This is a genomic window from Halomonas sp. Ps84H-12, from assembly GCF_024124725.1.
In the GTDB taxonomy this organism is placed as follows: domain Bacteria; phylum Pseudomonadota; class Gammaproteobacteria; order Pseudomonadales; family Halomonadaceae; genus Vreelandella; species Vreelandella aquamarina.
Genome location: NZ_JAMXSJ010000058.1, coordinates 1 through 11505, shown reverse-complemented (window position 1 = coordinate 11505; position 11505 = coordinate 1). Strand labels below are relative to the sequence as shown.

Annotated in this window: 12 protein-coding genes; 5 read left to right on the top strand and 7 right to left on the bottom strand. The window is 54.4% G+C overall.

Annotation, left to right across the window (positions count from 1 at the left end; translation table 11 throughout):
• Nucleotides 1–275: 275 nt before the first annotated feature.
• Genes NH344_RS17305 through NH344_RS17290 form a run of 4 tightly spaced genes read right to left on the bottom strand, consistent with a single transcriptional unit; the run spans nt 276 to nt 2295 of the window.
• Nucleotides 276–698 carry a DUF6691 family protein gene (locus NH344_RS17305; protein ID WP_044630669.1) on the bottom strand — a complete coding sequence of 141 codons (423 nt, stop codon included), beginning with the start codon at nt 696–698 and terminating at the stop codon, nt 276–278.
• Nucleotides 695–1156, bottom strand: coding sequence for a membrane protein (locus NH344_RS17300; RefSeq protein WP_044630670.1), 462 nt, complete (start codon nt 1154–1156; stop codon nt 695–697). Before NH344_RS17300 ends, NH344_RS17305 begins: the two co-directional genes overlap by 4 nt.
• A 33-nt stretch (nt 1157–1189) precedes the next feature.
• Nucleotides 1190–1381, bottom strand: a complete 192-nt coding sequence (locus NH344_RS17295; protein WP_044630671.1) for a DUF2892 domain-containing protein — start codon at nt 1379–1381, stop codon at nt 1190–1192.
• A gap of 47 nt (nt 1382–1428) precedes the next feature.
• Complete coding sequence (locus NH344_RS17290) at nt 1429–2295, bottom strand: MBL fold metallo-hydrolase (protein WP_044630672.1); 867 nt, start codon at nt 2293–2295, stop codon at nt 1429–1431.
• 203 nt (nt 2296–2498) lie between these two features.
• On the opposite strand from NH344_RS17290, the gene NH344_RS17285 reads away from it, so the two are divergent.
• Both NH344_RS17285 and NH344_RS17280 read left to right on the top strand, forming a co-directional pair.
• Nucleotides 2499–4097, top strand: a complete 1599-nt coding sequence (locus NH344_RS17285) for a methyl-accepting chemotaxis protein (protein ID WP_044630673.1) — start codon at nt 2499–2501, stop codon at nt 4095–4097.
• 147 nt (nt 4098–4244) lie between these two features.
• Nucleotides 4245–5381: a transposase gene (locus NH344_RS17280; RefSeq protein WP_253028212.1), complete on the top strand. Its 1137-nt coding sequence runs from the start codon at nt 4245–4247 to the stop codon at nt 5379–5381.
• A 93-nt stretch (nt 5382–5474) separates the two neighbouring features.
• Here the strand turns inward: NH344_RS17280 and NH344_RS17275 are convergent, their stop codons facing one another.
• The 3 genes from NH344_RS17275 to NH344_RS17265 all read right to left on the bottom strand — a co-directional run bounded on the left by NH344_RS17275 (nt 5475) and on the right by NH344_RS17265 (nt 9077).
• The gene (locus NH344_RS17275; protein WP_172416320.1) at nt 5475–6695 is read right to left on the bottom strand and encodes a glycosyl transferase; all 1221 of its coding nucleotides are present in this window, start codon (nt 6693–6695) and stop codon (nt 5475–5477) included.
• 19 nt (nt 6696–6714) lie between these two features.
• A complete protein-coding gene (locus tag NH344_RS17270; RefSeq protein ID WP_253028211.1) occupies nt 6715–7662 on the bottom strand; it encodes an HAD-IIB family hydrolase in 948 nt (315 codons plus the stop codon).
• A 377-nt stretch (nt 7663–8039) separates the two neighbouring features.
• Nucleotides 8040–9077 carry an OmpA family protein gene (locus tag NH344_RS17265; RefSeq protein ID WP_253028210.1) on the bottom strand — a complete coding sequence of 346 codons (1038 nt, stop codon included), beginning with the start codon at nt 9075–9077 and terminating at the stop codon, nt 8040–8042.
• Between the two features lie 104 nt (nt 9078–9181).
• Here NH344_RS17265 and NH344_RS17260 point away from each other — a divergent pair, with 104 nt between their 5' ends.
• The 3 genes from NH344_RS17260 to NH344_RS17250 are packed head-to-tail and all read left to right on the top strand — an operon-like array spanning nt 9182 to nt 11371.
• Nucleotides 9182–9919 (top strand): hypothetical protein, encoded by a 738-nt coding sequence (locus tag NH344_RS17260; RefSeq protein ID WP_330165786.1) that lies wholly within the window; start codon nt 9182–9184, stop codon nt 9917–9919.
• 5 nt (nt 9920–9924) lie between these two features.
• On the top strand, nt 9925–10488 hold the full coding sequence (locus tag NH344_RS17255) for a FlgO family outer membrane protein (RefSeq protein ID WP_230835199.1): 564 nt from the start codon (nt 9925–9927) through the stop codon (nt 10486–10488).
• A gap of 49 nt (nt 10489–10537) precedes the next feature.
• On the top strand, nt 10538–11371 hold the full coding sequence (locus NH344_RS17250; RefSeq protein WP_253028209.1) for a glycosyltransferase: 834 nt from the start codon (nt 10538–10540) through the stop codon (nt 11369–11371).
• The last annotated feature ends 134 nt before the right edge of the window (nt 11372–11505 follow it).

The following is an 11505-nucleotide window of genomic DNA, read 5'->3' as shown; positions in this document are numbered from 1 at the left end:
GATCAAGGGGTTCAACAAGCTGGAGCTGGTCGTGAACAACGTCCAGTTCAAGGATGGCGAACCCTTGACCGATCAGTCAGACAGGACTGCCGCCTGACCGGCCATACACAGAATTTGACAATAACTCCGTGCATAGCGGTTTCCTTGTGATGGAAGCAGCATGACAAACGTGCATTAACCGAACGTTAAGCCCTTTGGCCAAACCCTTGCACCAGATCAAAAAAAGCGCCCTTACCAGGGAAAGTAAGGGCGTCATCGTGAACGGAGTTGCTCACTTAGCGAGCGATACGCTGGGCAATAAACCAGCCCAGCACCATCGCCGCCAGCAGTGCAAGAAGCGGCAGCGTTAGCCCACCAATGGAGGCAATGGCAGGCCCAGGGCAGTAACCGGAAAGCCCCCAGCCCACCCCAAACAGCGCCGCTCCGCCTAACAGTTTGGCATCTAGCTCTTGCTTGGTCGGCAGTTGGAATTTGGTGCTAAACAGTGGCGTACCGCGGGCGAAGACTAACCGGTAGCCCACAAAGGTGGTGCCTACGGCGGCTCCCAGTACAAATATCAGCGTTGGGTCCCAGGCACCGGCAATATCCAAAAAGCCGAGTACCCGCGCAGGGTCGGTCATCCCAGAAATCGCGAGCCCCAAACCAAACAGCAGGCCAGCGAGGTATCCCGCTGCGGTTTTGACGGCCGGTGTGCTCATACCCCACCTCCGATGACATGCCGTACCACATAGACCGTCGCGATGGCCGCGACCAGGAAGGTTCCAGTAGCCGCCATAGACCGGGGCGCTAACCGCGCCAAGCCACATACGCCATGGCCGCTGGTGCAGCCACTGCCAAGCCCCGTGCCTATCCCCACCAGCAGGCCTGCTAACAACATAAGCGGCACACCGCCTGCAGGTTCACCAATCACCGCACTGGGCACGCCTGCCACGTTCCCCAGCCCACCCCCAACGGCCATGACGAGCAGCGGGCCACTAATTAGCCCCGCTAAAAACGCTACCCGCCAAGCACTGTCTCCTTTAGGCCGCTGAGTAATTAAACCGCCAATAATGCCGCTGATACCGGCAATGCGGCCTAGTGCGCCCATCAGCCACACTGCTGAAAGTCCAATCAGCACACCGCCCACTAGCCCGTGCAGGCTCGCTATCCAGTCCACATCTAGCTCCTTATGTTACCCAACGCTCGTTGCCTAACGCTTGGTTTTACAGGTGGATATACCCATGAGCGAATACACCGGGCAGAAATTGAATAGCCCCGTTGCCAACGGCGCGACCCCTATCCACCCCCATACACCAATCGTGCCCATCAAGGTCAGCACGATTAACAGTAACCCCACAGCAATCCGCGCTATTTTGTCGATGCCGCCTACGTTCGTTTTCATCGCTGTTTCCTACCCATTTATGTGTCGTTAAGTAAACCCACCGCCGCTTAAAACCTGTTAATTGGTACTTTTAGGTATACCTGGCCGTTATCTTCGGCAGGCGGCAGCTCGCCGGCCCGCATATTGACCTGTACCGAAGGAATAATCAGGCGCGGCATGCCTAACGTGGCATCCCGTTCGGTACGCATTTTGACGAACTCTTCCTCACTAATGCCGTCATGGACATGCACGTTCGTTTTGCGCTGCTCAGCAACGGAAGTTTCGTGCTGAAATAACTCGCGCCCTGGGGCTTTATAGTCGTGGCATAGAAATAGCCGCGTTTGCTCGGGCAAAGACAGCACTTTCTGAATGGAGTGGTAGAGCGTGCGAGCATCGCCGCCAGGAAAATCGCAGCGCGCGGTGCCGTAATCCGGCATAAACAGGGTATCGCCCACAAAGGCGGCATCACCGATCACATAGGTCAAACAGGCAGGTGTATGTCCAGGCGTATGCAGTACACGCCCCTCTAGTGCACCAATTGCAAAGGTATCGTTCTCTTTAAATAGCGCATCAAACTGGCTGCCATCCCGAGCAAACTCGGTGCCTGCATTAAACGCTTTACCAAAAATCTCCTGCACCTCGACGATATGAGCACCAATGCCCGTTTTGCCTCCTAACTGATCATGCAGATACGGCGCTGCGGAGAGGTGGTCAGCGTGGACATGGGTTTCCAATACCCAAGCCACTTCCAGCCGTTTTTCACGGACAAACGCTATAATTTGATTAGCTGAACGAATATCAGTGCGCCCTGCCGCGTAATCAAAGTCCAGAACAGAGTCGATAATGGCGCACGCGCTGCTATCAGGGTCTTGCACCACATAGCTGAACGTATTGGTTGGTTCATCAAAGAAGTGGGTAACGATAGGGCGCTGCATTCTGGAGCCTCCTGAGGATGGACTGCTAACAGTGGATCTATACAGCGAGTGTAGCGCAACAAAAATTATATGTTTATATCATTTTGGAATTCAAAGGGTATCATAGATCAGACATTTTTTATTAATTAGCCTAAGGTATAAAAAATTCTGGCCGATAGAGATCAGGGTTTAATTACTAATTGGAATTTTTTAACAAGGACATCATGAAACGTTTGACAACGACGCAGAAGCTTTGGGGCACACTTGGCATCATTTGGATAGCGATGCTGCTATTAGTAGGCTGGTTGGCGTGGGAAAACCGCCAAACGCTTGAAAACGAGCGTCGCGCCAGTATTGAGCACATTGTAAAAAGCGTTCATGGGCAGCTTGAGGCCTTACAAAAACGTGCTGAGCTTGGTGAACTGACAGAAGCGGAAGCACAGCAGCGGGCCATTGATAATATTGCCAGCGTACGCTTTGGCGACGGCGAATATGTCTTTGCTTTTGATAATAATCTCGACATTGTGTCTCACCCCAATCGCCCCCGAGGCGAAGATATGAGCAGCTATCAAGACGCTAGCGGTACACGTTTATACGCTGCGTTTCTTAACGTTGCTCAGGCTGGGGGCGGTCATGTGGACTACTTCTCACGCCGTATTACCGGTGACGGCCAAGTGCCGAAGGTTAGCTATGTCGCGCATCTACCGGAATGGGGATGGTCGTTGGCGGCGGGAGTTTACGTGGATGACATCAACGCTGCCTTTATCTCCGGGCTAATCCGCTCAGCGATTGTTTTGTTAGTGATTGGTATACCGGTGACTCTGTTGATGGGCTGGGTTATTCGTGATGTTGCTCGTCGATTAGGTGGCGACCCACGCTATGCGGCCTCCGTGGTGCGCCATATCGCCGATGGGGATTTGACCCAAGTCGCGTCCCTTTCAACTAACGATCAGCAAAGTTTGCTTTATGATATTAACCGCATGCGCGAGACCCTAGCCGACACCATTAGCGACATACACCACGGTGCCGACCAAGTGAATAACGGGGTAGAGCAAATTGTGGGCGTGAACGAAGAGCTCTCTACCCGCACTGAAGAGCAGGCAGCATCGCTTGCCGAAACAGCTTCCAGCATGGAGCAACTGACGGCGACAGTAAAACAGAATGCCGAGCATGCCGATCACGCCCGCACACTAGCCACTAAAACTGCTGAGAGCGCCCAACGTGGTAGCGATGCCATGGCATCGGTGATTACTACGATGGCTACTATCAACGAAAGCGCTACCCAAATGAGCAGCATCGTGAACACCATTGATGCCATCGCTTTCCAGACCAATATTCTGGCGCTAAATGCCTCGGTGGAAGCTGCCCGTGCCGGGGAGCAAGGCCGTGGATTTGCCGTCGTCGCCAACGAAGTGCGCCAGCTGGCAAGCCGTTCTGCTTCTGCCGCGCAAGAGATCAAGGGGCTGATTGAAAATGCGGACGCCCAAGTTGTAGAAGGCAGCCGCCAAGTGAGCAATACCGGCAAGGTGATTACAGGCGTCGTTGAAGATATTCAACAGTTGAGTGCTCTGGTCCAAGAAATCTCCGCCGCTACCATTGAGCAGAGCAGCGGTATCGAGCAGGTCAATCAGGCAGTTACTCAAATGGATCAAATGACTCAGCAAAACGCGGGGCTGGTACAGCAGAGTAACCATGCTACCCAGCAGCTAGCACAGCTGAGCACCCAGCTTCGCCACTTGGTGACTAACTTTAAGTTAAATAAAGAAGCGCACCAGCCTGCTATTGCCGCGCCAGCGGCTCACTCCTCCTTCAGCGACTTTTAATAGGCACTGCCCCCGCCCAATTAGGCGGGGGCTTGCTTACCTTACCAAACAGCGCGTAAAGCATCGCCCAGTCGGGCGGTGATACAAGCGCGCACCGCGTAGCGGTGCCAGATTGACTTCGCCTCATTACCCTGATATTTATACAGCATGACAAAGCGTGCCTACAAAGAACGGTTCTACCCCACCTCCGAACAGGCTGAGCTGCTGGCGCAGTCGTTCGGGTGTGCCCGTTTTGTCTGGAATAATACCCTGGCCTATCGCACCGAGGCGTATCAGCAGCGCGGTGAATCGGTCTCGCACTCATCGGCGGAAAAGCGACTGGTGGGCTTAAAGGCGGAGTTTCCGTGGTTGCGGGATGTTTCCAGCGTGATCCTGCAGCAAACGCTCCGCGACCAGAAAGCCGCCTTCGACAACTTCTTCAACCCAAAGCTCAAGGCGCGCTACCCACGTTTCAAGCGCAAGGATGGCCGGCAGTCGATCCGGCTGACCAAGGCCGCGTTCCGCTATCGGGATGGTGAGATCACTATCGCAAAAGCGAAGACGCCGTTACCCATCCGATGGAGCCGGTCACTACCCTCTGCACCCTCTACCATCACGATTTCACGCGATCGTGCTGGACGCTACTTCATCAGTTGCCTGTGTGATTTCGTGCCAAAAGCGCTTCCGGTCACGCCCAAAACGGTCGGCATAGACCTTGGCTTGAGCGATTTGTTCATTACCAGTGACGGCGCAAAATCGGGCAATCCGCGTCATCTGAAACGCTACGAGGCGAAGCTGGCCTGCTTGCAGCGCCGGTTGGCGAAAAAACAGACAGGTTCAAACAACCGCAACAAACACCGCCGGAAAGTGGCACGGCTACATGCCAAGATCGCCGACTGTCGCCGTGACGCTACCCACAAAGCGACCCGCGCACTCATTAACGAAAACCAAGTCCTGTGCGTCGAGTCACTTAATATCATTGGTATGATCAAGAATAGACGGCTTTCTAAATCCATTAGCGATGCCGGGTGGGGTGAGTTCGTCCGGCAACTGGAATACAAGGCCGCCTGGGCGGGGCGCCAACTGGTGAAAGTGAGCCAGTGGTTCCCCAGCAGCAAGCGGTGTCATGGCTGTGGCTACAAGGTTGAGAAACTGCCGCTGTCGCAACGTCACTGGCACTGCGAAAGCTGCGGCTATCCCATTGACCGCGACATCAACGCGGCCAGGAATATACAAACCGCCGGGCTGGCGGGGTTAGCCTGTGGAGCGACCGGAGCGGAGGGCAGCGGCCTAGCTGCTATCTAGTGAAGGCGTGTGGAAGCAGGAAGGTTCTGGGGGTGATCTCAGAACCCTCGCCCAAAGCGCGAAGCGCGGCGGGCGAGGAGTGTCAGTTCCCAGCTACACCCTGCCCTGGTTATCCAACTCTACCGCTTCGTGCATCCGCGCCAGTATGTCGGGTACAGCGGCCTGAACGCGGTTCCAGCTAGGAATAAATGGCCGTTCGCGGGGGTTATCCAAAAACAGGTTGCCCGCTTCCAGCAGGTTGCTGGCAAATAACTCCACCGCCTGCTCTTCACAGTGACGGTCTAAACTCAGGCCATTCATGGTGGCGTCGTGGTCGTAGGCTTCGATCAAATCGAGTGCTAAACGATAGTACGTGGCTTTTAGCGTGCGGAAGTCTTCACTGCTAAAGCTTACGCCTTGGGTGGCCAGCTTGCGATACAGCGCTTTCGCGATATCCAGGCTCATGCGGTTAAGGCCTGCTTTGGCGTCATCTTCGCTAACGGGCTGATGCTTGTGATCGTAGGCATCGGCAATATCGACCTGACATAGCTGGCGGTGGGAGTAGTTGCGCTGCAGCTCAGAGAGTACGCCAATTTCCAGCCCCCAGTCGGCAGGAATACGGATGCCTTCCAGCACATCGCTGCGCATTGCGAACTCCCCAGAGAGCGGGTAGCGGAAGCTATCTAAGTAGTCCAAATAGGGTAGCGGCCCGCATACCGTTTTTAGTGCCCGCAGCAGCGGCGTCACCATCAACCGAGAAACGCGGCCGTTCAGTTTTCCTTCCGCGATACGCGGGTAGTAGCCCTTACAGAAGCGGTAGTTAAAACGTGGATGAGCCACGGGGTACATGAGCCGAGCCAACAGGCTGCGGTCGTAGGTCAGGATATCGCAGTCGTGTAATCCCACCACCGACGAGCGGCCAGACGCCAGCACGTAACCTGCGCAGTACCACACATTGCGCCCTTTGCCTGGTTCTAACGCTCCCAGATCGTGGCTTTCCAGCTCGGCGTCTAACTCACGTAGGCGTGGCCCGTCGTTCCATAGAATGCGGGTATGCTGGGGCAAGCGAGAGAAAAACTCCCGGGCGTACAAGAATTGCTCACGGTCGGCGCGGTCCAGGCCAATTACAATCTCGTTGAGGTAAGGCACCTTCACTAACTCATCCACGATGGCTGAAAGCGCCGGACCTTCCAGCTCGGAAAACAGCGACGGCAGTATCAACCCCATGGGGCGACGCTTAGCAAACTGACTCAGTTCCTGCTCCAGTGCCTCTACCGGGCGGCGAGTTAGGTTATGAAAATCGGTGATAACGCCATTTTGATGAAAGTCACTCATTCGCTGATCCCCTTTTGGGTTAGGCCGTTTCTGGTTGTTGGCTAAGTACCGCCGCTAGTCGGCGGTCGTCTCGCCCCCACCAGTGGGCTACCCCCTCGGCCCAGCCCGTTGGTCCAGTTTCCTTAGTGCGATAAAGCGCTGTGTTCGTGGGTGTGACAGTTAAGTCGTGGCAGCCTTTAATCACGACGGCTTGGTCGACCGCATCGAGCATGGAAATATCATTGGGGCCATCGCCTAGCCCTAATGAGAGCGGCGCACGACCCCGTAAAGCGGTAAATCGTTTAACCAGCCAGTCAACGGCGCTGCCTTTATCAGAGGCTTTGCCCATTACGTGCCAAAAGCGCCCGCCTTGCGTCAGCGTCAACCCATCGCCCTCAAGCGCTAAGCGAAAGTTTGCCAGCGCGGCCTCGTCATCTTCCCAGATAAGCGGCTCGCTGCCTTCACGCTTTCGGGCAGCCTTGGCACGGGGTTCATCTAAACCGGTAAGCGCCATGACTTGGGTAATATCCAGCTCACTCATACGGGTAAAACGAACGCCCAAGCGTTTGCGCCAGACGTTAAGCCGTGCCCGGATAAAGCCCACATCTACTCCAGTGTGTTTAACCACCACGCCATCCAGACCACTACCTGGGCGGTCTAGCCGTGCGTGACACCAGCCCGGTGGCAGGCCAATCACAGCGCCGTTTTCCGCCACAAATGGGGTAGCTATCAGGCCTAGCGCTTCACGCAGGGAAATAAGTTCGGCACGGGTTTTACTAGTGACCGGTATAACGGGCACGCCCAGCTGTTTTAGGCGCGCCAGCCAAGGCGCTGCCGGTGAGAAGTCATAACTGTGGTGGTCTAGCAAGGAACCGTCTAGGTCAGTGACCACCAAGCGCGGTTGAAGCGCTGGGTCAGCACTACCGGGCGACAGCGCTATATCAGGCAACTCGGTCTGAGTATGTGCAATGCGAGTCTGTTCGGTCATGGCACCACCTTATTGCAATCTTAAAAGCCGTTACGCAGGCGTCTCTTTCAGATAAGCAATAAAGCAGAATGTATGCCAATGAAGTTCATCTAATATAAATCAAATACTTAAAATCAAAGAAAGGGCGCTGAAGGCTTGAGCACCAAAAAAGCGCATCAGAAAAGCACCAAATAGGTGCAAAAAAGGTGAGCTAAAAGCCTACAAAAAATTGCACAAGCGCTTGGCAAAATCTCATAAATAGCTATACTCATGTTGTACTCACTGACATTCACGTAGACCCCCTCACCTGATGTCAGTGGGCTGCAGTGAGCCAAGCCCTTTAATGCCCGCCCCCCCGGCGGGCTTTTTTATTGTGCTTACCCTTTGGCTAGTGCGCCCTACTCCACATGGATGACCACTTCCACCCGGCGGTTACGGGCACGCCCTTCTGCCGTGCTGTTATCTTCTAACGGCTGAGTCGCCGCTAGGCCCACTGCCCGTAAACGCTCAGAAGCCACACCCGCCTCCTCCAAGGCTTCTACAATGGCGATAGCACGGGCACTTGAAAGCGCCCAGTTAGATGAAAACTCCGGCGTGTTAATGGTTTGGCTATCGGAGTGCCCCTCTACCCATACTTCACCATCGTAGCGCTGAATGGTTTCCAGCAGGTTACCCACCAACGATGAGCCGCCTTCGGTAAGCTCCGCCGTAGCAGAAGGGAACAGCAGCCTATCTTGCACCCGCAAGCTAATACCCTCCGTCACACGGGAGACCTCTACGCCCTCTAAATTTGGCAGATACGCTGACGTTTCAACGCGCTCAGGCAGGCTTGTGTCCAGCGCCAGGGCGCTGCTGATGGCCTCATCGCTGATTTCCTGAACATTAACCGGGGGGCGATCTGTCAGTAGCACCATATAATCTGCCATGGGCGAAGCGGCCACCTCTTCTTCTATGCGCACCAAAGGAGTAGGAAGGATCGGTGTCAGGCGTTCAGACAGCGTCTTAACGAACGGTAGCTCATCGGCCGGCGTTAGCTCTGCTGGCTCAGGGAGTGCTAATAGCGGCGGCACGCTGAAGGTGGAGACAGAATGGGTGGGTAAACCCGCCACACCCAGCGCGGCACTAATCGCCATCGGATTTAGCGTTCCAGGGGTGGAGGCCAACACCGGGCTACGTTGTGAACGAAATTCATCCAACACATCTGGCAGCGGTACTTCCAGCGGTCGCACAATGAGGTTATCAGGCTCAACCTGGTTATCCGCAGATGACCACTCCGGGCTTGTCACCCCAGCTGCGGCGATAATAATTACAAACAGTGCCACCAACAGCGTCATAATGTCGATGTAGCTAATCATCCAGCCGCTATTGCTCTCGTCTTCGGGGTACGCAGACAACAGCGCATCATGGCGTGGGCCGCTGCGGTGGTCTTCAAGCATGGGTGTTATCACTCATTCAAGTTTCTAACCTCGTGGCCGATCTAAGCTAAGCATGGCAAACTAGTCTATCAAATAGCTGTTTAGTAGCGATAAGGAACTATCAGGTGCGCATTCTTCCCACGTCATTCCCCATTGTCCACTTTTTACGCCCCGTTGGCCTGGGAATGGTCAGCCTGATGCTGAGTGGTTGTTTTTATGCCAACACATCACAGGCACCTATCGCCACCACTTACCCTTACACGGAACAGCAGCGCATGCAGGCGGCCCATCACTGGGATGTACTCGCACGCCATGAAGCTACCCAAATCCTACAGCGCGAACGCGTGCGTTTTCGTGATTTTTACATTACCCCCGCAGAAGAAAGCAGCGCCTCTGCCTATAGTGGCGGCGAGTTTGGTCGGGGCTTTCGTACTTTGCTCACCAGCGAGCTAGTATCACGCGGCGCGACATTGATGACCGTTCCCACAGCGAATACCGCCAACATTCATGTCGATGTTGAAGTTGTGACGCATCGAGATCGTGGCTTTATACGCCCGCCCGTGGGCGCATTCACAGCCTTAACCGCTGGCATTGCTGTGGCCACCATTCCTTATAATCAGTGGAGCGAACCTGCATTAGCGCTTATCCCTGGTGCGATTGCTGCCGATATTACCAGCGGCAGCTGGACGCATACCGGCAATGAAGAAGTGATTATTACCACCCAAATTTTAGACGGCGAACGAATCATCTACTCCTCCTCCAATATCTATTACATTAATGCAGGTGACCGCCGTCACTACGCGCCGCACCGGGTTCCCCAAGCGCCCACCACGCCAACAGTTTCTATCACCGACACCTGGTAATGTTTATGTCTTTACGATCTCTGTGCGCTCCTATTCGCGTAATGATGCTGCTGCTCACTATGCTGGTGCTAACGGGCTGCTCGACGCTAGGCAGTAATGCCCAACCGGAAGAGCCTAAACCTGATCTTTCTCAGCTTGCCCATCAGGCAGCGCAGCAGATGGTGGCGAACAACCCAGACCTGACCCGCTACAGCCCCATGATTGCCGCTACCTTTGTCAGCATCGATAACCTAAGCCAATCCTCTACTTTTGGCCGTATTAGCTCGGAGATCATGGCGTCCGCTTTGGCACAGCAAGGCATGCAGGTTCGCGAAGTCAAAATGCGTGACAGCATGTTTATTGAAGAGAGCGTGGGTGAACTTATTCTCTCCCGCCAGGTTCAACGTCTTAGCGCCCAGCACAACGCCCGCTCGATTTTGATGGGAACTTATGCCCAAGGGCAGGATTACCTCTATGTGAGCGCACGGGTAGTTCGCGCTGGCGATGCCATGGTATTGGGTAGCGCAGATTTCCAGCTACCGCTCGACAATAACATGCGCAGCCTACTGGAAGGCCAAGGAGGCTGGTAACGCCCCTTCGCTTAACCGTTACGCACGGAACTAATTTAAAAGGATTCTCATGCCTACAAGGCCTGCCACCAACAAAACGCTGATAGTGGTTGTTAGCCGTTTTATTAAGCTATTTGCTAACATTACCAAGTTACTCAGCTATGTCTTTCACGCTATTGTTCCCAACAAGCGCTTCACGCTGCCAGAGCGCTCCGCGCCCTGGTTAGCGCCTAAAAATGATTCGGTAGTTCCACGTATTATTTGGCAAACCAACTTTACCAATAAAGTCACCCTGCCGGTTTATCTCAACTACCTGTTCAACCGCCTGATGGCCCCGCGCTTTGAGTATCGGTTTATGATTACCGAAGCCCGAAAAGCATTCATTGCCGAACACTACGACAAAGATATTAATCAGCAGTACTCACGGCTGCAAATTGGTGCCGCCCAGGCGGATTTTTGGCGCTTATTGGTACTGCAAAAACATGGCGGGGTCTACCTGGATATCGATGCCCACGCCATTTGGCCACTTGGCAGCGTGATACCTAACGATATTGACGAGCTTTATGTTACTACCCGTAAGGGCGAGCTAAGTAACTACTTTATTGCCAGCAAACCCAACAACCCTAATCTGGCGCTGCTCATTGAACAAATTAGCGTCAATATCAAGCAGAATGAGTTGACTAATGTGTTCGACATTACCGGGCCTGGGGTATTTATCCAGTGGCTAACCCACGCCAACGTGCCTACCGTGTCTTACCGCCACGCCTGTAACCAGGGCAGCTTTACCAACGAGCACTTTCAGTACATTGATAAAAAAGCGGGTAAATGGACGCGGGAGCAAAAAACCGTTGCGGTTGTAGCGCCTGCAGCAGCTGAAGAGGCACCGCTTAACGATGCGAACTAATTGACATCCTCCCCTCCCTCAGCTTGCGCTGCCGCCTTGCGGCGGAAAGGAAGGGGATTCCCAGGTCGTTACCTTCCTGGTTCCTGCTTCGATGTTCGTTGCCTTCAATGCCTTGGCACTGCCGGTCTTACACA

Bases quoted from the DNA above. Each gene is read 5' to 3' on its own strand.
- NH344_RS17305 (WP_044630669.1), bottom strand. From the start codon at position 698: ATGAGCACACCGGCCGTCAAAACCGCAGCGGGATACCTCGCTGGCCTG.
- NH344_RS17295 (WP_044630671.1), bottom strand. From the start codon at position 1,381: ATGAAAACGAACGTAGGCGGCATCGACAAAATAGCGCGGATTGCTGTG.
- NH344_RS17290 (WP_044630672.1), bottom strand. From the start codon at position 2,295: ATGCAGCGCCCTATCGTTACCCACTTCTTTGATGAACCAACCAATACG.
- NH344_RS17285 (WP_044630673.1), top strand. From the start codon at position 2,499: ATGAAACGTTTGACAACGACGCAGAAGCTTTGGGGCACACTTGGCATC.
- NH344_RS17280 (WP_253028212.1), top strand. From the start codon at position 4,245: ATGACAAAGCGTGCCTACAAAGAACGGTTCTACCCCACCTCCGAACAG.
- NH344_RS17275 (WP_172416320.1), bottom strand. From the start codon at position 6,695: ATGAGTGACTTTCATCAAAATGGCGTTATCACCGATTTTCATAACCTA.
- NH344_RS17270 (WP_253028211.1), bottom strand. From the start codon at position 7,662: ATGACCGAACAGACTCGCATTGCACATACTCAGACCGAGTTGCCTGAT.
- NH344_RS17265 (WP_253028210.1), bottom strand. From the start codon at position 9,077: ATGCTTGAAGACCACCGCAGCGGCCCACGCCATGATGCGCTGTTGTCT.
- NH344_RS17255 (WP_230835199.1), top strand. From the start codon at position 9,925: ATGTCTTTACGATCTCTGTGCGCTCCTATTCGCGTAATGATGCTGCTG.
- NH344_RS17250 (WP_253028209.1), top strand. From the start codon at position 10,538: ATGCCTACAAGGCCTGCCACCAACAAAACGCTGATAGTGGTTGTTAGC.